Genomic DNA, 20,526 nt, shown 5'->3' with positions numbered 1-20,526 from the left:
GTCTGGCTGAACTATCTTTAGGACAGGCAAGGGAAGAAGTGAGGAAATAACACATGACTAAAGCAGGCAAAATAACCGCCGCCATCACAGGGACTTTCTTGTTGTTGATCGCCATAGTGATTTTGTTGATCGCAACATTTGACTGGAACCGCCTCAAACCGACCATCAACCAGAAAGTCTCTACCGAATTGAACCGGCCTTTCGCTATTCGCGGCGATTTAGGCGTGGTGTGGGAGCGCCAAAAACAGGAGACCGGCTGGCGAAGCTGGGTACCGTGGCCGCATGTTCACGCGGAAGACGTCATTGTCGGCAATCCGCCGGATATTCCGGAAGTCACGATGGTACATCTGCCACGCGTTGAGGCGACGCTTGCCCCACTGGCGCTCCTGACCAAAACCGTCTGGCTGCCGTGGATCAAACTGGTGAAACCCGACGCGCGTCTTATTCGCCTGTCTGAGAAAACCAATAACTGGACCTTTAACCTCGCGCAAGACAAGAATACGGACCCCAATGCTAAACCTTCCGCCTGGTCCTTCCGGCTGGATAATATTCTCTTCGACCAGGGGCGAATCGCGATCGATGATAAGGTCAGCAAAGCGGATATCACTATTCTGATCGATCCGTTAGGCAAACCGTTGCCGTTCAGCGAAGTGACGGGAACGAAAGGAAAAGAAGACAAATCCAGCGTGGGCGACTATGTCTTCGGCCTGAAGGCGCAGGGGCGTTATAACGGGGAACCGTTGACCGGTACGGGCAAAATAGGCGGTATGCTGGCGCTACGCAGCGAAAGTACGCCTTTTCCTGTGCAGGCCGATTTCCGCTCTGGCAACACGCGGGTGGCTTTTAGCGGCGTGGTGAACGAGCCGATGAAAATGGGCGGCGTCGATCTGCGGCTTAAATTCTCTGGCGATTCACTGGGCGATTTATATGATTTAACCGGCGTGCTGCTGCCGGATACGCCGCCGTTTGAGACCGATGGGCGATTGGTGGCGAAAATTGACGCCGAAAAGTCATCGGTATTTGATTATCGCGGTTTTAACGGGCGCATTGGCGACAGTGATATCCACGGCTCCCTCACTTATACCACCGGTAAACCGCGCCCTAAACTGGAAGGCGATGTCGAATCGCGCCAGTTACGACTGGCCGATCTTGGGCCGCTGATTGGCGTGGATTCCGGGAAAGACGCTGAGCAGTCGAAACGGTCTGAACAGCGCAAAGGCGAGAAGAATGTTCAGCCGGCGGATAAAGTGTTGCCTTACGATCGCTTTGAAACCGACAAATGGGACGTTATGGACGCCGATGTCCGGTTTAAAGGCCGACGTATTGAGCATGGCGGCAGTCTACCGATTAGCGATCTTTCGACCCATATCATCCTGAAAAACGCCGACTTACGTCTACAGCCGCTGAAGTTTGGTCTGGCAGGCGGCAGTATTGTCTCCAACATCCATCTGGAAGGGGATAAAAAGCCAATGCAGGGGCGGGCGGATATACAGGCGCGTCGGCTGAAGCTTAAAGAACTGATGCCGGATGTGGAGCTGATGCAGAAAACGCTGGGCGAGCTGAACGGCGATGCGGATATTCGCGGGACGGGCAACTCGGTCGCCGCGCTGCTTGGCAACAGTAACGGCAATCTGAAATTATTGATGAATGATGGATTGATTAGCCGCAACCTGATGGAAATCGTGGGGCTGAACGTCGGCAACTATATTGTCGGGCAGATTTTTGGCGATGACGAAGTGCGGGTTAACTGCGCGGCGGCGAATCTCAATATTGCGAACGGCGTGGCGCGACCGCAAATTTTTGCTTTTGATACAGAAAATGCGTTGATTAACGTGACCGGTACGGCGAGCTTCGCCTCTGAACAGCTCGATTTAACCATTGATCCGGAAAGTAAGGGGATTCGTATTATTACGCTGCGATCGCCGCTGTACGTGCGTGGGACATTTAAAAATCCGCAGGCGGGCGTCAAGCCCGGCCCGCTGATTGCGCGCGGCGCGGTTGCGGCAGCGCTGGCGACGTTGGTAACGCCCGCCGCCGCGCTATTGGCGCTCATTTCGCCCTCTGAAGGCGAAGCCAATCAGTGCCGGACGATTTTAACGCAGATGAAGCAGTAACGTGAAACGTAGCGCCGGATGATGCCATCCGGCGTCCTATTACAACGCCTGATGACGCGTCTCATGGGTTAACAGCAGTGCAATCAGCGTCAGCGCCGCCATTGACGCCAGGTAAACCCCTACCGCCGCCAGCCCGTAGTGGCTTTGCAGCCATGCGGCAATATATGGCGCGACGGAAGCGCCCAGAATTGATGACACATTGTAGGAAAACGATGCGCCGGTATAGCGCACTTCCGTCGGAAATAGCTCCGGCAGCAGCGCTCCCATTGGGCCGAAGGTCAGTCCCATCAGGCTCAGGCCTAACAACAGGAATACGAATACCAGCGCTGGATTGCCTGAACCCAGCAGCGGGGTAAAGGCGAACAACGCGAAGAGAATGATGAGCGTGGTAATGATGACCATGCTTTTCCGACGGCCAAATGCGTCCGCCAGCAGGCCGGCGACGGGCACCATCACGCCGAAACCAATCACCGCCATCATCAGCATCCACAGTATTTCATTGCGCGGCAAGCCAAGCCCTACCGGCGCGGCGGCAGTGCTGTAAGTCATGGAATAGACGGTCATGATATAGAACAGCGTGTAGGTCGCCAGCATGATAAACGTGCCGAGAATGGTTACGCGGACATGCTTCGTCAGCAACGTGCCCAGCGGTATTTTTACCTGTTTTTTCGCTGCGGCGACTTTCGCAAACACCGGCGTTTCATGCAGCGACACGCGCACATACAGGCCAATAATCACCAGCACCGCCGAGAAGATAAACGGCACGCGCCAGCCCCAGCTCATAAACTGCTCGTCGGTCAGCAGCCAGGAGAGCAACAGGAAGGTGCCATTGGCAAAAAAGAAGCCGATCGGCGCGCCCAACTGTGGGAAGGAGCCATACAGCGCGCGTTTGCGCGGCGGCGCATTCTCCGTCGCTAATAACGCTGCGCCGCCCCATTCGCCGCCCAGCCCCAGTCCCTGACCGAAACGCGCCAGCGCCAGCAGCAACGGCGCGAAAATACCTATCGTCGCGTAGCCCGGTAACAGACCGATAATGACCGTGGAGATCCCCATCGTCAGCAGCGAAGCCACCAGCGTGACTTTGCGGCCTACCCGGTCGCCGAAGTGGCCGAATAGCGCAGAGCCGATCGGACGCGCCACAAACGCGATAGCGAAGGTGGCGAGCGATTGTAGCGTTGCCGCAGTGGGATCGCCCTGGGGGAAGAAGATAAGGGGGAACACGATCACCGCAGCGGTGGCGTAAATATAGAAGTCGAAGAACTCAATTGCGGTGCCGATAAGCGAGGCAATAACGACTTTATTGCGTGAGTTTACCGGAACATGTTCCTGCTCATGGTCGAGTGTTGTGGCGGTTGCTTGCATACTATTTTCTTATTTTTAGCGAACGAATAGCCATATTACGCACAGCAAAAGTTATATTTCAATGTGTAACAAAAGCCAAAAATGGTCAAAAAAAGCGCAAAAAGGGGATAATGTTTAAGCCAGCCATTTTGCGTCTATGAAATGCTTCACATAATTTTAGAATTGGTGGATAAAACTGGTTTCTGGTTAAATAAAAGTTAATTACTGGATTTATATGCTGAAACAATGAGATGAGGCGGAAGGACGTGCCTGATTGTACCGCCGGGTACGCTTTGCTTGCCCGGCCTGGGTACACACAGCAGTAGGCCGAATGACGACGCCGTGCGTGCCATTCGGCAGCAAGCCGCAGACTAGCGTTGCGTTTTACCCGGCATTCGCGGGTCGTCCTTGTATTCGGCGGTGGCTATCCAGGCCGCGCAGAATAACGTCAGACGGGCAAAAAAGTAGAAGAAGGCCATCAGACCGAGTACGGAGCCAAACGCTGCGCCGGAAGGCGATTTCACCAGTGACGGCAGCGTATAGGTCATAATGATTTTAATCACCTCAAAACCGATAGCGGCAATAAATGTCCCGCGAATCAACGCTTTTTTACGGGGACGATGGCGAGGCAGTCGCCAGAAAATCCAGAAGAAAAGCAGATAGTTGGCAAAAATAGAGATGGCCAGACCGATCAAATGCCAGGCCGGTTTTAACCATTCGATGCTGTCGAGATACAAGGCGGAGATGATCATCTGCTGGGCGGAACCGGCGATGGAAGTAATGGACAGCGTAATGATTAAAGCGATTAATAATCCAATCAGCGAGATAAAATCGCGTAGATATTTGAGCCAGATTTTCTCCTGATCCTGCGGCTTGCGCTCCCAGACGTCCCGTGACTGGGCGCGAATCGCTTCCCGCAGGTTGCCCATCCAGTTAACGCCGGAATAGAGCGCGATACCCAGTCCGACCAGCCCTACCGTGGTACGCTGTTGAACCGCCGTATTAATCGTATTTTTAAGCGTGGACGCCAGCGTAGGATCGCTCACATTCATCAATATCTTGCTGAAAATATCTTCCAGTAGATTAGGGTGCGAGGCGAGGATAAAACCTGCCGCGGCAAAGGACACCATCATTATCGGGATCATCGACAGAAACGAAAAGTAGGTGATAGCCGCGCCAAACTGATTACCCAGTCGATCGTTAAAACGTTCGGTCGCGCGAATGAGGTGGGCCACCATTGGTTGACGCTGAATTTTTTGCACCAGGGAGGTGACGGAATGCAACGCCTGATTTGCCTTTTCGTTTTTTTCCGGGGCGTCATGCGGCTGCGTTTCTATTTTTTGTATCGGGTCGTGCTCCAGTTCCTGAATAGGGCGTTTTACGTCATTTTCCTGCGTCATCAGGTCGGTAGTCCTTCATCATTAATAGAATATGTCAGTATAGCTTCTCCCCGGTGGATGCTGAAAATGCGGCTACTCTGCGGCCTCTTTAATGGTTTCAGTCAGCCATACCATAAACAGGTGTACCCGGCGGGAAAGATTACGGCGATGGGGATAATGCAGCGTCACCGGCAGTGGAGCGGCGCGATATTGCGGTAAAATTTCAATGAGCGTTCCGGCGCGTAACGCCTCCCGTACAGCAATGCGCGGCGTCTGAATGATCCCTAATCCTGCCAGACAGGCCGTATGCCAGGTCTCCGTACTGTTTACCGTTAGCATTCCGCCGGTTTTTACCCACTGCATACCGTGGGGAGTTTCAAAGGCAAAACCCGGTGAAGAGACTCCCGGTGTTAATGAATAATGCACCACCGCATGTGAGGCGAGGTCGTCAAGGTTTTCTGGATACCCAAAGCGCGCCAGGTATTGTGGGCTGGCGCAGTTCACCATCCTCAGTTTGCCAAGCGGGCGCGTCAGTATCCCTGGCGCATGTAGCGGCTCTGTGCGCACCACGCAGTCGAAATCTTCCCGTAGTAAATCGACCTGTCGATCGCTACTACAAAATTCCAGCGCAATGCCGGGATACTGATGCAAAAAAGTGGGCAGGCGCGGCATGATGAGGCTGTTTGCGAGACATGGCGGTATATCTACCCGTATTTTGCCACTGATACTGGCGGGATCAGGCTGGAAAAGACCTTCCAGTTCATCAAGGTTACTCAACAGATCTTTTGCCCGTTCGTAGTAAACCATTCCGTCCTGAGTAAGCTGTACCCGCCGGGTGGTGCGGTGGAGCAGGCGGATGCCCAGTTGATGTTCTAACGCTTGTATTTGCCGTGAGACGCTGCCTTTGGGAAGGCCGATATCCTCTGCTGCACGGGAAAAACTTTCCCGTTCCGCCACGCGTACAAACAATTTCATTGCATATATTTTATCCATCATCAGGCTCTATTATTGTTTTTATTGAAACAGTGACGCTGAAGCGGCTGGTTTTATTGATTTTCTAGCATCTAATAAGCCCTTTCGCAATCATTGCTCGCGTGACGAATACGTCTGATCACGTTGCGCGGCGGATTTATCGCCTTCCGGCCAGGCTTTTTAGCGCCAAAAAGCCGATAAACGGGACGAGAGCGGTAAAACACGCTGATAGCCGCGGGTGTAGTGGGAGAGAGAAATGCATGTACATACACGGTATTGTCATTGACCCATCGTCGCGGTTTTCAGGCAGATTGGCTATTTTTTAACAAAATGTGCTACTTTATTTTTTGTAACACATCAGGCGAAAAGCAGATATTTCCTTTGTGACGCGCCAGGCGTACTCTTCATTGAATTAATATTCAAATTAGCCTTGTCTGTTTGTACTAATAAGATATTCCTTACTTTAAAAGGCTAATTTTAGCGAATTCTGTAATCCCGATGTTGAAGCTGTAAATATTCATAACCTTTCCCTTCCTCAACCAATGACTATCGGTAAAATGGCCTATACCAAATGGCGACTTCTTATTTTACCCTACGGGTAATACCCTTCCTCATCTTGAGACTATTATCTTACCCAGGTGGAGAAAAGTAATGCAGGTAATCATGTTTGACAGGCAGTCAATATTTATTCATGGAATGAAAATCAGTTTGCAGCAGCACATTCCAGGAATAAGTATCCAGAGTGTCGGTCAGGCAGAAGAACTCTGGCAAAAAATAGAAAGCGCGCCGGATGCGCTGGTCATGCTGGATAGCGGCCTGGATGCTGAATTTTGCCGCGAGGTGTTACAAAGAATCGCGCAGCAATTTCCGGAGGTGAAGATTATTATCACGGCGATGGATGGCAGTCAAAAGTGGCTGCATGAAGTCATGCAATTTAACGTTCAGGCCGTGGTGCCACGCGATTCTGATGCCGAAACCTTTGTCCTTGCGCTCAATGCTGTCGCTCGCGGGATGATGTTTTTACCGGGGGATTGGTTAAATTCAACGGAGCTGGAGTCCCGTGATATAAAAGCGTTAAGCGCCCGCCAGCGGGAAATTTTACAGATGCTTGCCGCAGGAGAATCAAATAAACAAATTGGGCGGGCGTTAAATATTAGTACCGGGACGGTTAAAGCGCATCTGGAGTCGCTTTACCGGCGGTTGGATGTAAAAAATCGTACCCAGGCCGCCATGATGTTAAATGAATCGAATTAACGACGTTAAATTCGCAGTCCGCTTATTTCTGGCTGTGAAATATCACCCGTATTGATTAATGATAAAAAACGCTGATGTCCGATGCTGAACATCAGCGCAATAAGCGTTTCGCGTTGAAACCGATCATTAAGTTCCGGCAAACAATTCTGTAGCAGCATATCGCAGCTATTGAGGTCATCCAGCAAGAATGCCTCCGCCTGGTCGGGCGTAATGAACGTCAGCGTCTCATCCGGCGTCAACATATGCCCGTAACCAATCACCCAGTTACCCTGCCGATCGCGATACTTTTCCAGCGACAGACCCTGCCACTGTTTAATAAACGCGATGCAGGCGGAGCTAAAGCGAGATGAAATGTGCGGCATGGCATCTTTCTCATAAAAAGCGCGATTATAAAGTGTGCTGCACGCGTGGCTAGCGGTCAGATGGCCAAACGCAGGCAGGGAAAAGGTCTATGCCGTTCAGCGTCACGCCGCGTTGACAGAATGAAAAACTGATGTTTTTGGTTAGTAACCGATCTTCTTATAAATTTGCAATCATTAAGATTAAGTCACTGAAATGTGGCTAAATCTGTTATATCTATGAAAAAACATAATTAAAAGAAAACGAAGATCTCGTCGCGGGATCGTCTTTTTAGGGAAGATAATGACGAATAGCGCTTCGCAGGCGACACGCGCGCCTTTTGAACATAGCCTGGGGATTATCCGCCAGGCATCAATAGAAATCCTGCTGTTGCTGGGTATTCATACCACAGAGGGAAAAGAGCCCCGGTGGTTCATGGAACAACTTGAGCAGGCGCGTCTTAACCTGGGCGGTTGGGGCGCAGTGGCGAAAAAATTGCGGATAAATGACGCGCAGTTGAGCCAGTTTATGCTGCAACTGCGTCATCTTCAGCAGCATGTTCCCCAGTATGACAGCGGGCAAGAGGTGAGCGAAAATCAACTCCTTGCCGCGTTGCGTTTTGTCACCTCGCTGGAACATCTACGTCAGCAGCAGCCGCTACTGACGTATCAAACTGAGCTGGAAGACCCCGACCAGGAGGCGCATCTTGAGGCGCAGCGTCAGCTTCGGGCGATAGAACTGACGTTAAAAGCGCTTATTGCGCGCGCATGGCCGGATCGGGCGTCGCTGAATCACTACCTCAAGCAACATTTTGGCCCGGACCGTTTGCGCCAGTGGTTAAAACAGGGAGAAGATCAACATGCGCTGGAGGGCATGTTGTTCAGCGAACTGGCGCTTATGGTGGTCGATAAAAAATTGTTTGCCCGTCATTACGTCAGAATTTTTAATGACGCCTCAGCGTTAACGCTGTTCGCCGAGTCGCGCACCACTCTGCGTATGTTTCTGGATGATTGTCGCCTCGCGCGAAACGAGGTTATCGCCAGGCAGCCGCTCACCTCAGCGCAGCTTATGCTGCTAAACGTTCAGTATCAGCAAATCGTTCGGCCCATCCAGCGCGCCTATGCCGAAAAACGTACCCGCGTGAATCCCGCTTCGTTTCTGCTGGCGGATGAACGTGAATTGCGCCAGTTCTGGGAAACCGCGCGGCTTAAAGATCGGCAGGCCGGGGGAGATAAGCATGAGATTAGCGAGGGCATAGAACCACCGCGTAAGCGGCCTCCGCGTACGCCTGAAGAGCGTGAGCAACTTATTTCCGGCGCTTTGTGGGGCGGGGTTGGCGTCATGACGCTGGCGATACTGGCGGGCGCGTTCTGGCTATTTAGTTCGTCGTCGCCAGGCTCCGATAACGGGCAAGCTCCCGCAATGGCGCAGGATGAACCGCCGCGCGAGGCGCCTTCCGCGCGGGAAACGCTCAATCATATGGGGATTACCTGGGATGCGTTTACCATGCGGGCGGCGATAGAGCGCAATGATACGCGGGTGACGGCGCTGTTCCTCCAGGGCGGAATGAACTGGCAGCTCGCGTGGACGGAGCAGGCGTTTGCGGCAGGACATACCGAGGTGCTGCAACTGTTGTTGCGTTATCCCGCGCTGATGGATGAGGTCAAACCCTGCCGACGATTTATCACAACGTTAAGTCATGACATGTCGAGCGGCGCGCCGCTGACCGCGATGCATAAAACCTATTTGCAAACGTTTTGCACCGTTCCGGCTGTTGTGACGCGCCAGCAGCACGATACGGAGCAGGCCCGGCTGCGCGCTCAGGCACGGCCCAGCGCAGACAATAAAAAATGGCTGAAAATTCAGTCAGCCATTTATGATGCGATTCACTGAGGCCGGAGCAGGTTAAGGCTCTCCGTAAAGGCCAATCAGGCGGCGCACCACGCCATTGGTCCAGCCGAATCCATCCTGTAGCGGATACTCGCCCCCGCCGCCTTCGCGGGGCGTACCGCCGGAAATATGGTATTTCTCGATCAGTTTATGGTGCTCCTGATAAAAATGGTTCACCGTTTTTAACCAGTTATGGGCGATTTCATCGCCCAGCATATCGTCGCCATACAGTTTGAAGCCCTGAATCGCCATCCATTGCAGCGGTGCCCAGCCGTTCGGTTTATCCCACTGTTCGCCGGTTTCGTATTCGGTCGCCATAATCCCGCCGGGCGTTAACAGACGGCTGCGTACCACGTTTGCCAGACGGTCGGCCTGCTCATGGTTCGCCATACCGACATACAGCGGCACGATACTGGCGGCGGAAAAGAGCGCCATTTCTTCGCGTCGCCAGTCATAGTCCCGATAACAGCCGTTTTCATCATCCCACAGATAATGGTTCACGGCGGCGCGTCGATCGCTGGCTTTCTGGCGAAATAGCGCCTCGGTGTCACGTTCGCCTTTCAGTGCTGAAATATTGGCGATAGCGCTCTCCAGTTTATACAGAAAAGCGTTCAAATCGATAGGGATAAACTGGGTCGTACGTATGCTGGCAAGCCGGCCCGCATCGCGTAGCCAGCGTGAAGAATAGTCCCAGCCGGACGCCGCCCCGGCGCGCAAATCCCGGTAGACTTCATTGGGTGGACGACCGGAATGTTTTGCGGTTTCGACATCTTCCAGCCAGGACTCGTCGCGCGGCGTGTCGCGATCGTCCCAGTAGCGGTTCAGCAGGGAACCGTCCGGCATCCGCACAACGTGGCGATAAGCCTGGTTGAGTGCCAGCGATTCGGCGCCGTCCATCCAGAAGGCGTATTCCATTTTGAGATGGTCGAGATAACGCCGTGCGCCGCGCACGCCATCTTCTTCGAACAGTTCAACCATCAGGGCGAAAACCGGCGGCTGCGAGCGGCTCAGATAATAGGTCCGGTTGCCGTTGGGAATATGGCCATAGTTTTCAATCATCCAGGCGAAATTATCCGCCATACATTTAAGTAAGTCTTCGCGCCCGCTTTCCGCCAGACCCAGCATGGTAAAATAAGAGTCCCAATAATAGGTTTCGCTAAAACGGCCTCCCGGCACGATATAGGATTGCGGCAGCGCCAGCAGCGAAGACCACGGAATATGATCCTGCGGTTCGCGCGTCAGTATCGGCCAAAGCTGGTCAATATGTTCTTTGAGCGAGTTTTCGGGGTTAGAGACATACTCGCTGGATAAGGTTTCCGGTAGCCAGAAATGGTTCTCGACGAAGCGGCGTAAGTCAAAATCACGGTGGCGTCTGACCTTACGGTAGCGGATCAGGATATCAAGCGGGTCCATCTTCGGCGCGCAGTCCGGGAACGTTTTACTGTCTGGAAACAGTTTTGTTGACTGTACATGCTCGAACAGTTCGAGATACCGATCGGCAGGGGTCAGGGCGTCAGAGGCGGGAAGCCCCTCGATCATCTCCGGCTCCGGTTCCGCCTCGATCATTTCATCCAGCTTTAACTCGCACGGGTCTGTTTCATAAAGCAGATCGACATCAATAGTCAGATCTTCAGAAGGCGTGGGGTTTAATTTCTGGTTGAGCATAATGACAAGGACCTCCGGCTTGCGTCGTAAAAGATACGGGTGTTGCCCGGCTGTCTATTAAGCGTAGACATTCGCTTCGATACCTGAGTGGCAAAGTGTGCGGTAGATCACATTTTACAATTTGCCTCTCAAGAAAAACACTTCATAAGTTACTGAATAATATTGCGAAAATCCTATTTTCATGACGCCCGTCCCAGACCTAAAATCAGAACATTCGTTTCATAGCGGTATCACTACATCGCCGCATGGCGTGGATTCACAAGCAAAGGTAACGTAAATAGTTATAATACAAGCTATGGCACCATGATAATACAAATGGATACAAATGATCGAGCAACCCGACAGTAAAAGCGCCAAACCGCTTTATAAGCAGCTTGAAGCCGCCTTAAAAGAGGCCATTGCGCGTGGAGAGTATAAACCAGGCCAGCAGATCCCGACGGAAAATGAACTGAGCGCGCGCTGGCAGGTGAGCAGGGTCACGGTCCGTAAGGCGCTGGATGCGCTGACGCGTGAAAATTTGCTGACCCGTGTCTCCGGCAAAGGCACCTTTGTCTCTGGTGAGAAATTTCAGCGTAGCATGACCGGCATCATGAGTTTCAGCGAGTTATGCCAGTCCCAGGGACGTCGCCCGGGGTCACGCACCATCAAATCCGTTTTTGAATCGGTAGACGATGAGACAAAAGCGTTACTGAATATGAACGATGGCGAAAAAGCGGTCGTCATTGAACGTATCCGCTATGCCGACGATGTGGCGGTATCGCTGGAAACCGTACATCTTCCCCCACGTTTTGCGTTTTTGCTGGACGAAGATCTTAATAATCACTCTTTGTATGAATGCTTACGCGAGAAATACCATTTATGGTTTACCCACTCCCGTAAGATGATCGAACTGGTTTATGCCAGCTTTGAAGTCGCCCATTATCTTGGCGTCAACGAGGGTTATCCGCTGATCCTGATAAAAAGTGAAATGATTGATAACAAAGGAGAACTCTCCTGCGTTTCGCAACAGTTGATTGTCGGCGATAAAATACGGTTTACCGTATGATGTCAGCATTACGCTAACGAAGAGCAGGCTGAATCGGGATCCCGATCGCGGATCCCGATTTTTTTTGGTTTCCATCTTGAATAAATGTCTTTAAATGTCATATAAAAATAACAATACATTATGAGTCATTTATGGCGAATCCTCGCCTGTATCATTGATGGAACCAGAGGAAAGCATGATGGGTATGAAAGAGACAGTTAGCAATATTGTGACCAGCCAGGCAGAGAAAGGAGGCGTTAAACACGTCTATTATGTGGCGTGCGGCGGTTCTTATGCGGCATTCTATCCGGCGAAAGCATTTTTAGAAAAAGAAGCGAAAGCGTTGACTGTCGGTCTGTATAACAGCGGAGAATTTATTAACAACCCGCCGGTAGCGCTGGGAGAAAATGCCGTTGTGGTTGTCGCCTCCCACAAAGGTAATACGCCAGAGACAATTAAAGCGGCTGAAATCGCCCGTCAACACGGCGCGCCGGTCATTGGTTTAACCTGGGTAATGGATTCACCGTTGGTGGCGCATTGCGACTATGTGGAAACGTACACGTTTGGCGACGGTAAAGATATTGCCGGAGAGAAAACGATGAAAGGCCTGCTGAGTGCGGTCGAACTGCTCCAGCAGACGGAAGGGTATGCGCACTACGACGATTTTCAGGATGGCGTCAGCAAAATCAACCGTATCGTCTGGCGCGCTTGCGAGCAGGTTGCGGAGCGTGCGCAGGCGTTCGCGCAGGAATATAAAGACGATAAAGTCATTTACACCGTCGCCAGCGGCGCGGGCTATGGCGCAGCCTACCTACAGAGCATCTGTATCTTTATGGAAATGCAATGGATACATTCCGCCTGTATTCATAGCGGTGAGTTTTTCCACGGGCCGTTTGAAATTACCGATGCGAATACGCCTTTCTTCTTCCAGTTTTCCGAGGGCAATACGCGGGCGGTGGATGAACGCGCGTTAAACTTCCTGAAAAAATATGGCCGCCGGATTGAAGTTGTCGATGCGAAAGAGCTGGGGCTATCGACCATTAAAACCACGGTTATTGATTACTTTAACCACTCTCTCTTTAATAACGTTTATCCCGTTTACAATCGGGCGTTAGCTGAGGCGCGCCAGCATCCGTTAACGACGCGCCGCTATATGTGGAAAGTGGAATATTAATTACATCAGGATGGATAAAAAAGCAGGGACGCTTTTTATTGTAAAGACAAACAAGGAATAATGATGAGCATCAGCGTATTGGGTATTGGCGACAACGTTGTCGATAAATACCTGCATTCCGGCATCATGTACCCCGGCGGTAATGCATTAAATTTTGCTGTCTATGCGAAATTAGCAGACATCCCCAGCGCGTTTATGGGGGCGTTTGGCAATGACGACGCCGCGCAGCACGTACAGGATGTATTACACCAGCTACAGATAGATATCTCTCACAGCCGCCATTATACCGGCGAAAATGGATATGCTTGTATCCGTCTCTCGCATGGCGATCGACAATTTGTCGCCAGCAACAAAAACGGCGTATTGCGGGAACATCCTTTTAGCCTTTCTGACGACGATCTTCGTTATATATCACAATTTACCTTAGTCCATTCCAGTATTAACGGCCATCTGGAATCGGAGCTGGAGAAAATTAAACAACAAACCGTCTTACTCTCTTTTGATTTTTCCGGGCGCGGTACAGACGACTATTTTGAAAAGGTATGCCCGTGGGTAGATTACGGATTTATCTCCTGCAGCGGGTTATCGCCAGATGAAATAAAAATAAAACTCAATAAACTTTATCGTTATGGCTGTCGGCATCTTATTGCCACCTGCGGGCATGAAAAAGTTTATTATTTTTCCGGCGCGGATTATCTGGAGTGGCAACCTGTTTATATCGAACCTGTCGATACGCTGGGCGCAGGCGACGCCTTCTTAACCGGTTTTTTGCTTTCCATTTTGCAATCGGGTATGGCGGAACCCGATAAAGAAAGCGTGTTACGCGCCATGTGGCAGGGCGGGAAATCGGCGGCGCAGATTTTATCTCATTACGGCGCATTTGGTTTTGGTAAACCGTTTGCACAATAGGTTACGTCCCTCAATGTAAAGCGACACTCACTCCAGATAACCCAGGAGGAAGTATGTTTTGGACGGAATTATGTTTTATCCTTGTGGCCCTGATGATAGGAGCCAGGATCGGCGGCGTATTTTTAGGGATGGTCGGCGGGTTAGGCGTCGGCGTGATGGTTTTTATTTTTGGCCTGACGCCTTCTACGCCACCGATTGATGTTATTCTGATAATTCTTTCTGTTGTCCTGGCGGCCGCATCTTTACAGGCCTCCGGCGGGCTGGATTTACTGGTCAAACTGGCGGAAAAAATTCTGCGTCGCCACCCTCGTTACATTACGTTATTAGCGCCGTTTATCTGTTATATCTTCACGTTTATGTCAGGAACGGGGCATGTCGTTTATAGCTTGCTGCCGGTTATTTCTGAAGTCGCACGGGATTCAGGTATTCGACCGGAACGTCCTTTATCTATTTCTGTTATTGCATCGCAACAGGCGATCACCGCCAGTCCTATATCTGCCGCCATGGCGGCGATGATTGGTTTAATGGCGCCGTTGGGCGTCTCTATTTCAACCATTATGATGATTTGCGTGCCCGCCACGTTAATCGGTGTAGCGATGGGGGCAATAGCGACCTTTAATAAAGGAAAAGAGTTAAAAGACGATCCGGAATATCAACGTCGGCTTGCTGAAGGGTTAATTAAACCTGCGCAGAAAGAAAGTAAAAATACGGTGGTCACTTCGCGCGCCAAATTGTCGGTGGCGTTATTTCTGACCAGCGCGATCGTTATCGTTCTCTTAGGACTGATTCCGGCGCTTCGGCCCATGGTGGAGACAGCGAAAGGGCTACAACCGCTTTCGATGTCCGCCGCTATCCAGATTACGATGCTCTCTTTTGCCTGCCTGATTGTGTTGTTATGCCGGCCGCAGGTCGATCAGATTATCAGCGGTACGGTATTTCGGGCGGGCGCGCTGGCGATTGTCTGCGCCTTCGGCCTGGCCTGGATGAGTGAGACGTTCGTGAATGGTCATATCGCGTTGATTAAGGCAGAAGTGCAAACTCTATTGCAACAGCATACCTGGCTTATCGCCATTATGATGTTTTTCGTGTCCGCTATGGTCAGTAGTCAGGCGGCAACGACGTTAATTCTGTTGCCGCTGGGGCTGGCGTTAGGGTTGCCCGCTTATGCGTTAATCGGCTCCTGGCCTGCCGTTAACGGCTATTTCTTTATTCCGGTGGCGGGGCAGTGTCTGGCGGCGCTGGCGTTTGACGATACCGGTACGACGCGTATCGGCAAATATGTGCTTAACCATAGTTTTATGCGTCCGGGATTAGTTAACGTGATTGTCTCGGTCATTGTCGGGCTGTTAATAGGAAAAATGGTTCTGGCCTGATTGTTATTAATATTTTTATAGCACACGTCACTTATTATTTTTAATTCAGAGGAAGAAAATGAAAATCAGAGTTTTCATGGCCGCCGTGTTGCTGCTCATCAGCCACTGTGTATTTAGCACAACGTCACTACCGCATATTGTTATTCTCGCGACAGGCGGTACTATCGCCGGGACGGCAGCCAATCATACGCAAACCGCCGGATATAAATCTGGTGAACTTGGCGTGCAAACATTAATAAATGCCGTGCCGGAAATGAATAATATCGCTCGCGTTGACGGCGAGCAGGTGGCGAATATTGGTAGCGAAAATATGACCAGCGATATTATCCTGAAACTTTCACAGAAGGTGAATGCGTTATTGGCGCGGGATGATGTTGACGGTGTAGTCATTACTCACGGCACTGACACGCTCGATGAAACCGCCTACTTTCTTAATTTGACCGTGAAAAGCGACAAACCGGTGGTGTTTACCGCTGCAATGCGGCCCGCGTCGGCAATCAGCGCCGATGGCGCAATGAACCTGCTGGAAGCGGTCACGGTGGCTGCTGACCCGAATGCGAAGGGACGCGGTGTGATGGTGGTTTTAAACGATCGTATTGGTTCGGCGCGCTTTGTGACGAAAACTAATGCCACGACTCTGGATACCTTTAAAGCGCCGGAAGAGGGCTATCTGGGGGTCATCGTTAATGGTCAGCCACAGTTCGAAACGCGGGTGGAAAAAATTCATACCCTGCGATCTGTTTTTGACGTACGTAATATCAAAAAATTACCCAATGTGGTGATTATTTACGGCTATCAGGACGACCCGGAATATATGTATGATGCGGCGATCGCCCATCACGCGGACGGTATTATTTATGCCGGAACCGGCGCAGGTTCGGTCTCGGTACGCAGCGACGCGGGGATTAAAAAAGCGGAGAAAGCCGGGATTATCGTGGTGCGCGCTTCCCGCACCGGAAACGGCGTCGTACCGTTGGATAAAGGGCAGCCAGGGCTGGTGTCTGGCTCGCTCAACCCGGCGAAGGCGCGGGTGTTGCTGATGACGGCACTAACTCAGACGCGTAATCCGGAACTGATCCAGAGTTATTTCAGTACGTATTAATCATGCAGGCCTGTGCGCCCACCCTCGAAGATGGGCGCACAAGATATTAACGCATGGTCACAAACTCTTCCGATGCGGTCGGGTGAATGGCGACGGTATTATCGAAGTCTTTCTTGGTAGCGCCCATCTTCAGCGCTACCGCGAAGCCCTGCAACATTTCATCCATGCCGAAGCCGATACCGTGGATACCCACAATTTTTTCTTCCGGCCCGACGCAGACCAGCTTCATACGGCACGGCTGGCGGTGTGTCGTTACCGCGGTATACATAGCGGTAAACGATGATTTATAGACTTTCACCTGCTCGTCGCCGTACTGCTCGCGCGCCTGCGGCTCGCTTAACCCGACAGTGCCGATAGGCGGATGGCTAAAGACCACGGTCGGGATGTTGCTGTAGTCCAGATGCTCGTCCGGCTTGTTGTTAAACAGGCGTTCGGAGAGACGGCGACCGGCGGCGACGGCGACAGGCGTTAGTTCTACCGCGCCAGTATTGTCGCCAACGGCGTAAATGCCTTCAACGTTGGTATTCTGGAATTTATCGACAATGATGTAACCTTTTTCATTGGTTTTCACGCCCGCCGCCGCCAGATTAATATTGTCGGTCGACGGTTCGCGACCAATGGCCCAGATCAGGCAATCAACGGTTTCACTGCGGCCATCTTCCAGTTCCAAAGTCAGACTGCCGTCGGCGTTTTTCACCACCGCTTTCGGCACGGCGTGAGTATGCAGTTGCGGGCCTTCGGCGTTCATCACCTCAACCAGCGTTTCGCTAATCATCGGGTCAAAACTGCGCAGCGGCGCATGTTTACGGACAAACAGATGCGTTTTCGCCCCCAGCGCGTTGATAACGCCAGCCAGTTCAACGGCGATATAACCTGCGCCTACCACCGCGACGCGCTCCGGCAAGGCAGACAGCGCAAAGAAACCGTCGGAATCAATGCCGTATTCCACGCCTGGAATCTCAGGATGGCTTGGACGGCCGCCGGTAGCGATCAAAATATGGTCGGCGGTAATGGTTTCGCCGTTCACTTCAATGGTTTTGGCATCGACAAAGCGGGCAAAGCCTTTAATCACATCCACGTTATTTTTGCCCAGCACGTTGTCGTATGAAGTATGGATGCGGTCAATATACGCGGTACGGCTGGCAATCAGCTTGCTCCAGTCGAACTGATTAATCGTGGCGTCAAAACCGTAGTCCGGGCCATACAGATGAATCGCTTCACGAATCTGCGCGGCATGCCACATCACTTTCTTCGGCACGCAGCCCACGTTAACACAGGTGCCGCCCAGCTCTTTGGCTTCGATGAGCGCACATTTCTGGCCGTACATAGCGGCGCGGTTAATCGAGGCGATACCGCCGCTGCCGCCGCCGATAGCGATGTAATCATAGTGTTTGGTCATGACCGCTCCTTTATGTTCGTTGTCGGACGGATAGATTCTGCGCTACCCGCCAAAATATTCGCGATTGTATACCTGAAGGTGAAAGGTTCCACCGATGGCTGTGATTACTCCGGCACGATCCAGCTTACCGAAGTGTGTCCGTGACCGTTTGGCGCCAACCTGCTGTGCAACCACGGTAGCACGTTGTTCATCTGCTGCTCCAGTTTCCACGGCGGGTTAACCACGATCATACCGGACGCCGTCATTCCGCGCTGATCGCTGTCCGGGCGGATCGCCAGCTCAATTTGCAGGATTTTACGGATGCCGGTGGCCTCCAGATCATGAACCATGCGCTTAATTTGCTGGCGGAGCACCACCGGATACCATAGCGCGTATGTACCAGTGGCGAAACGTTTATAACCCTCGCTGATGCCGCTGACTACCGCCTGGTAGTCGGTTTTCATTTCATAAGGCGGGTCAATGAGGATCAGACCGCGGCGGGAAACCGGTGGCAATTTGGCTTTCAGTTGCTGATAGCCGTCAGCGCGTTCCACGCGGGCGCGGTTGTCTTTTTGAAACTCCGCGCGCAACAGTGGGAAGTCGCTGGGATGCAATTCCGTGAGTTGCAGACTGTCCTGCTCACGCAGCAACTGGCGGGCGATTAACGGGGAGCCCGGGTAGTAGCGTAACTGCCCGCTGCGGTTGAAATGTTTTACGACGCTAATATACGGTTCCAGTTCGGCGGGCAGATCGTCCTGCTGCCAGATACGGGCGATGCCTTCCAGATACTCTCCGGTACGTTCAGCATGTTCGCTGCCCAACTGATAACGCCCCGCGCCCGCGTGCGTGTCCAGATAGAGAAACGGTTTTTCTTTCTCTTTTAGCGACTCGATGATCAGGCTCTGAACGGTATGTTTAAGGACGTCGGCGTGGTTGCCAGCGTGAAAGCTGTGACGATAACTGAGCATGGATGCAGATATTCCGGGAAGTAAACAAGTTAGCCGATAGTTTACCGCAGATCCGCGCAGATTACCCCAGTACCGCCATGTTGTTTCGCGCGTTGTGAAAGTATTGCAAGACGTGTTCGTATCATCAAACCGTCAACTGCGCAGGCCAGCATCGCCTGTGGGCAAGGTAGTAGTTTTGACCTGGCGTTATTTTTAATGAAAGGAACCATAATGAAACTACACATTACTGTACTGGCGTCATCTCTGGCGCTGGCGATGCCGGCACTGGCGAAAGATATTCCCCTGTCCCAGGCGGAGTCGATAGCGAAAAGCGTGACGCCCGACTCGGCGAGCGTCGCCTTTAATGACCTTGAGGCTCAATGGCTGACACAGTTGCGTAAGGCATTACAAGGCGATACCGCCGCGTTGACTCGCGACGCCCTGGCTCAGATGCGACAGAATTCCATCCAGGCGGATAATGCCTGGTTACAGGCTAGCGGTTATGATTTTCATACTACTGAGAATCAACAGATGGGAATTACCCTACTTTCCGCCTTCAATACATTGCCGGAAGCAGTATTGAAAGACAATCTGGCGACGGTGACGGCGATTAATCACGATGCCGATGTTAATACCCGTCACCAGGCGCTGGCGGATGCGGAAAGCGTGGAGTATCTCTATTTCCTGAGCGACGCAATGGGGCCGCGGCTGGGGCGGGCATTTCTCGCCGCTTATGATAAAGGTGAGTTGGGCAAAGCGGCGGCGTTGATTAAAGCCTCGGAAGTCAGCACCGGCGCGGCGAAAAAATATTTTCATTACCCGCGTCCTTACCAGGTGCCGGGTAATACTATCCATTTGACGCCGGATGATGTGGTGGTAAAAGATGGTCATCCTTATACCGCGGGTGGCGGTGCTTTCCCCAGCGGACACACGAATACCGGTTATACGGATGCGCTGTTGATGGCGGAAATGATCCCGGAACGCTTTGATGCGCTGGTGATTCGTGGCGCGCGTTATGGCTATTCTCGCCTGGTCCTTGGCGTACACTATCCGCTGGATGTGATGGGCGCGCGGATGGTCGCGCAGCGTAATGTCGCGCATTATCTTAACGATCCGTATTATCGTACGTTGTTCAACGAAGCTCGCGCTCAACTGCGCGAGGCGCTGGTGAAAGAGTGCGGTACGACGATTGTCGAATGCGCGGCATCGACCGGAAAAGACGATCCGTACCGCGATCCGGCCATGCATACCTTCTACCGCTTCACCATGACTTATAACCTGCCGCAACAGAAAGGCGAGCATCAGCCGTTGAAAATACCAAAAGGCGCCGATGTTCTGCTACAGGCAGCGCTGCCGAACCTGTCGCCAGCGCAGCGTCAGGCGTTAATGGAAGAGACGGCGTTACCGGCAGGATATCCGTTGTCGGGCGAGACCGAGGATCAACAGTTCTGGCAGCGTCTGGATCTGTCCGCTGCTTACGAGATGGCGAGAAAAACGCGCTGACGTTGTCACCCGGCTTATAAAACGTAAGCCGGGATGATGTTAAAGGGGCGGCTTATTGCAGCGATACCCACGTCTGTACGCTGTCCATCATTGAAATTCCCCTTACTATCCCCCATTCTAGATCTCATCGCGAGAGCGCCAAAAGCGCGCTCCACTCACCTT

General features: G+C 52.1%; 16 protein-coding genes. 9 read left to right on the top strand and 7 right to left on the bottom strand.

Translation table 11 applies throughout. The features are described from left to right. Positions 1-53 precede the first annotated feature (53 nt). On the top strand, positions 54-2,114 hold the full coding sequence (locus J4614_RS15810; protein WP_000158689.1) for an AsmA family protein: 2,061 nt from the start codon (positions 54-56) through the stop codon (positions 2,112-2,114). Positions 2,115-2,153: 39 nt separating this feature from the next. On the opposite strand, the gene J4614_RS15805 is transcribed toward J4614_RS15810, so the two are convergent. The 3 genes from J4614_RS15805 to J4614_RS15795 form a co-directional block, all read right to left on the bottom strand. Next, positions 2,154-3,476, bottom strand: a complete 1,323-nt coding sequence (locus J4614_RS15805) for an MFS transporter (RefSeq protein ID WP_001148981.1) — start codon at positions 3,474-3,476, stop codon at positions 2,154-2,156. 350 nt (positions 3,477-3,826) lie between these two features. Then, complete coding sequence (yhjD, locus tag J4614_RS15800; protein WP_000191230.1) at positions 3,827-4,855, bottom strand: inner membrane protein YhjD; 1,029 nt, start codon at positions 4,853-4,855, stop codon at positions 3,827-3,829. A 72-nt stretch (positions 4,856-4,927) separates the two neighbouring features. Continuing rightward, positions 4,928-5,827 (bottom strand): LysR family transcriptional regulator, encoded by a 900-nt coding sequence (locus J4614_RS15795; protein WP_023208289.1) that lies wholly within the window; start codon positions 5,825-5,827, stop codon positions 4,928-4,930. Positions 5,828-6,457: 630 nt separating this feature from the next. On the opposite strand from J4614_RS15795, the gene J4614_RS15790 reads away from it, so the two are divergent. After that, positions 6,458-7,060 carry a response regulator transcription factor gene (locus J4614_RS15790; RefSeq protein ID WP_001196081.1) on the top strand — a complete coding sequence of 201 codons (603 nt, stop codon included), beginning with the start codon at positions 6,458-6,460 and terminating at the stop codon, positions 7,058-7,060. A gap of 5 nt (positions 7,061-7,065) precedes the next feature. Here the strand turns inward: J4614_RS15790 and J4614_RS15785 are convergent, their stop codons facing one another. Next, on the bottom strand, positions 7,066-7,422 hold the full coding sequence (locus tag J4614_RS15785; RefSeq protein ID WP_001120251.1) for a lysozyme: 357 nt from the start codon (positions 7,420-7,422) through the stop codon (positions 7,066-7,068). A gap of 280 nt (positions 7,423-7,702) precedes the next feature. Between J4614_RS15785 and J4614_RS15780 the strand changes: the two genes are divergently transcribed. Further along, positions 7,703-9,292: an STY4199 family HEPN domain-containing protein gene (locus tag J4614_RS15780; protein WP_023215178.1), complete on the top strand. Its 1,590-nt coding sequence runs from the start codon at positions 7,703-7,705 to the stop codon at positions 9,290-9,292. Positions 9,293-9,304: 12 nt separating this feature from the next. Here the strand turns inward: J4614_RS15780 and J4614_RS15775 are convergent, their stop codons facing one another. Next, positions 9,305-10,954 carry an alpha,alpha-trehalase gene (locus J4614_RS15775; RefSeq protein WP_000934254.1) on the bottom strand — a complete coding sequence of 550 codons (1,650 nt, stop codon included), beginning with the start codon at positions 10,952-10,954 and terminating at the stop codon, positions 9,305-9,307. Positions 10,955-11,279: 325 nt separating this feature from the next. Here J4614_RS15775 and J4614_RS15770 point away from each other — a divergent pair, with 325 nt between their 5' ends. The 5 genes from J4614_RS15770 to fraE all read left to right on the top strand — a co-directional run bounded on the left by J4614_RS15770 (position 11,280) and on the right by fraE (position 16,536). Next, entirely contained in the window at positions 11,280-11,999 is a 720-nt protein-coding gene (locus J4614_RS15770) for a GntR family transcriptional regulator (RefSeq protein ID WP_000572566.1), read from the top strand. A gap of 175 nt (positions 12,000-12,174) precedes the next feature. Continuing rightward, positions 12,175-13,152, top strand: coding sequence for a 6-phosphofructose-aspartate deglycase (gene fraB, locus J4614_RS15765; protein ID WP_077905336.1), 978 nt, complete (start codon positions 12,175-12,177; stop codon positions 13,150-13,152). Between the two features lie 63 nt (positions 13,153-13,215). Beyond that, entirely contained in the window at positions 13,216-14,061 is an 846-nt protein-coding gene (gene fraD / locus J4614_RS15760; RefSeq protein ID WP_000028428.1) for a fructose-aspartate kinase, read from the top strand. Between the two features lie 53 nt (positions 14,062-14,114). Further along, a complete protein-coding gene (locus J4614_RS15755; protein ID WP_000498935.1) occupies positions 14,115-15,434 on the top strand; it encodes an anaerobic C4-dicarboxylate transporter family protein in 1,320 nt (439 codons plus the stop codon). Between the two features lie 58 nt (positions 15,435-15,492). Further along, a complete protein-coding gene (gene fraE, locus J4614_RS15750) occupies positions 15,493-16,536 on the top strand; it encodes a fructose-asparagine asparaginase (protein WP_023217415.1) in 1,044 nt (347 codons plus the stop codon). Positions 16,537-16,582: 46 nt separating this feature from the next. Here fraE and gorA read toward each other — a convergent pair whose 3' ends face one another. After that, positions 16,583-17,935 carry a glutathione-disulfide reductase gene (gorA, locus tag J4614_RS15745; protein WP_000160764.1) on the bottom strand — a complete coding sequence of 451 codons (1,353 nt, stop codon included), beginning with the start codon at positions 17,933-17,935 and terminating at the stop codon, positions 16,583-16,585. Positions 17,936-18,039: 104 nt separating this feature from the next. Continuing rightward, a complete protein-coding gene (locus tag J4614_RS15740; protein ID WP_000954238.1) occupies positions 18,040-18,882 on the bottom strand; it encodes a 23S rRNA (adenine(2030)-N(6))-methyltransferase RlmJ in 843 nt (280 codons plus the stop codon). Between the two features lie 210 nt (positions 18,883-19,092). Here J4614_RS15740 and J4614_RS15735 point away from each other — a divergent pair, with 210 nt between their 5' ends. Then, positions 19,093-20,364 carry a phosphatase PAP2 family protein gene (locus J4614_RS15735; RefSeq protein ID WP_023217414.1) on the top strand — a complete coding sequence of 424 codons (1,272 nt, stop codon included), beginning with the start codon at positions 19,093-19,095 and terminating at the stop codon, positions 20,362-20,364. The last annotated feature ends 162 nt before the right edge of the window (positions 20,365-20,526 follow it).

Origin of the sequence: Salmonella sp. 32031103-2018-00083-FB-01-SM-01 (assembly GCF_017571995.1) — a bacterium.
GTDB lineage: Bacteria > Pseudomonadota > Gammaproteobacteria > Enterobacterales > Enterobacteriaceae > Salmonella > Salmonella enterica.
This window is presented reverse-complemented; position numbering and strand designations above follow the sequence as displayed.

Bases quoted from the DNA above. Each gene is read 5' to 3' on its own strand.
- gorA (WP_000160764.1), bottom strand. From the start codon at position 17,935: ATGACCAAACACTATGATTACATCGCTATCGGCGGCGGCAGCGGCGGT.
- J4614_RS15795 (WP_023208289.1), bottom strand. From the start codon at position 5,827: ATGGATAAAATATATGCAATGAAATTGTTTGTACGCGTGGCGGAACGG.
- J4614_RS15735 (WP_023217414.1), top strand. From the start codon at position 19,093: ATGAAACTACACATTACTGTACTGGCGTCATCTCTGGCGCTGGCGATG.
- fraB (WP_077905336.1), top strand. From the start codon at position 12,175: ATGATGGGTATGAAAGAGACAGTTAGCAATATTGTGACCAGCCAGGCA.
- J4614_RS15740 (WP_000954238.1), bottom strand. From the start codon at position 18,882: ATGCTCAGTTATCGTCACAGCTTTCACGCTGGCAACCACGCCGACGTC.
- yhjD (WP_000191230.1), bottom strand. From the start codon at position 4,855: ATGACGCAGGAAAATGACGTAAAACGCCCTATTCAGGAACTGGAGCAC.
- fraE (WP_023217415.1), top strand. From the start codon at position 15,493: ATGAAAATCAGAGTTTTCATGGCCGCCGTGTTGCTGCTCATCAGCCAC.
- J4614_RS15780 (WP_023215178.1), top strand. From the start codon at position 7,703: ATGACGAATAGCGCTTCGCAGGCGACACGCGCGCCTTTTGAACATAGC.
- J4614_RS15770 (WP_000572566.1), top strand. From the start codon at position 11,280: ATGATCGAGCAACCCGACAGTAAAAGCGCCAAACCGCTTTATAAGCAG.
- J4614_RS15755 (WP_000498935.1), top strand. From the start codon at position 14,115: ATGTTTTGGACGGAATTATGTTTTATCCTTGTGGCCCTGATGATAGGA.
- J4614_RS15790 (WP_001196081.1), top strand. From the start codon at position 6,458: ATGCAGGTAATCATGTTTGACAGGCAGTCAATATTTATTCATGGAATG.
- J4614_RS15810 (WP_000158689.1), top strand. From the start codon at position 54: ATGACTAAAGCAGGCAAAATAACCGCCGCCATCACAGGGACTTTCTTG.
- J4614_RS15785 (WP_001120251.1), bottom strand. From the start codon at position 7,422: ATGCCGCACATTTCATCTCGCTTTAGCTCCGCCTGCATCGCGTTTATT.
- fraD (WP_000028428.1), top strand. From the start codon at position 13,216: ATGAGCATCAGCGTATTGGGTATTGGCGACAACGTTGTCGATAAATAC.
- J4614_RS15775 (WP_000934254.1), bottom strand. From the start codon at position 10,954: ATGCTCAACCAGAAATTAAACCCCACGCCTTCTGAAGATCTGACTATT.
- J4614_RS15805 (WP_001148981.1), bottom strand. From the start codon at position 3,476: ATGCAAGCAACCGCCACAACACTCGACCATGAGCAGGAACATGTTCCG.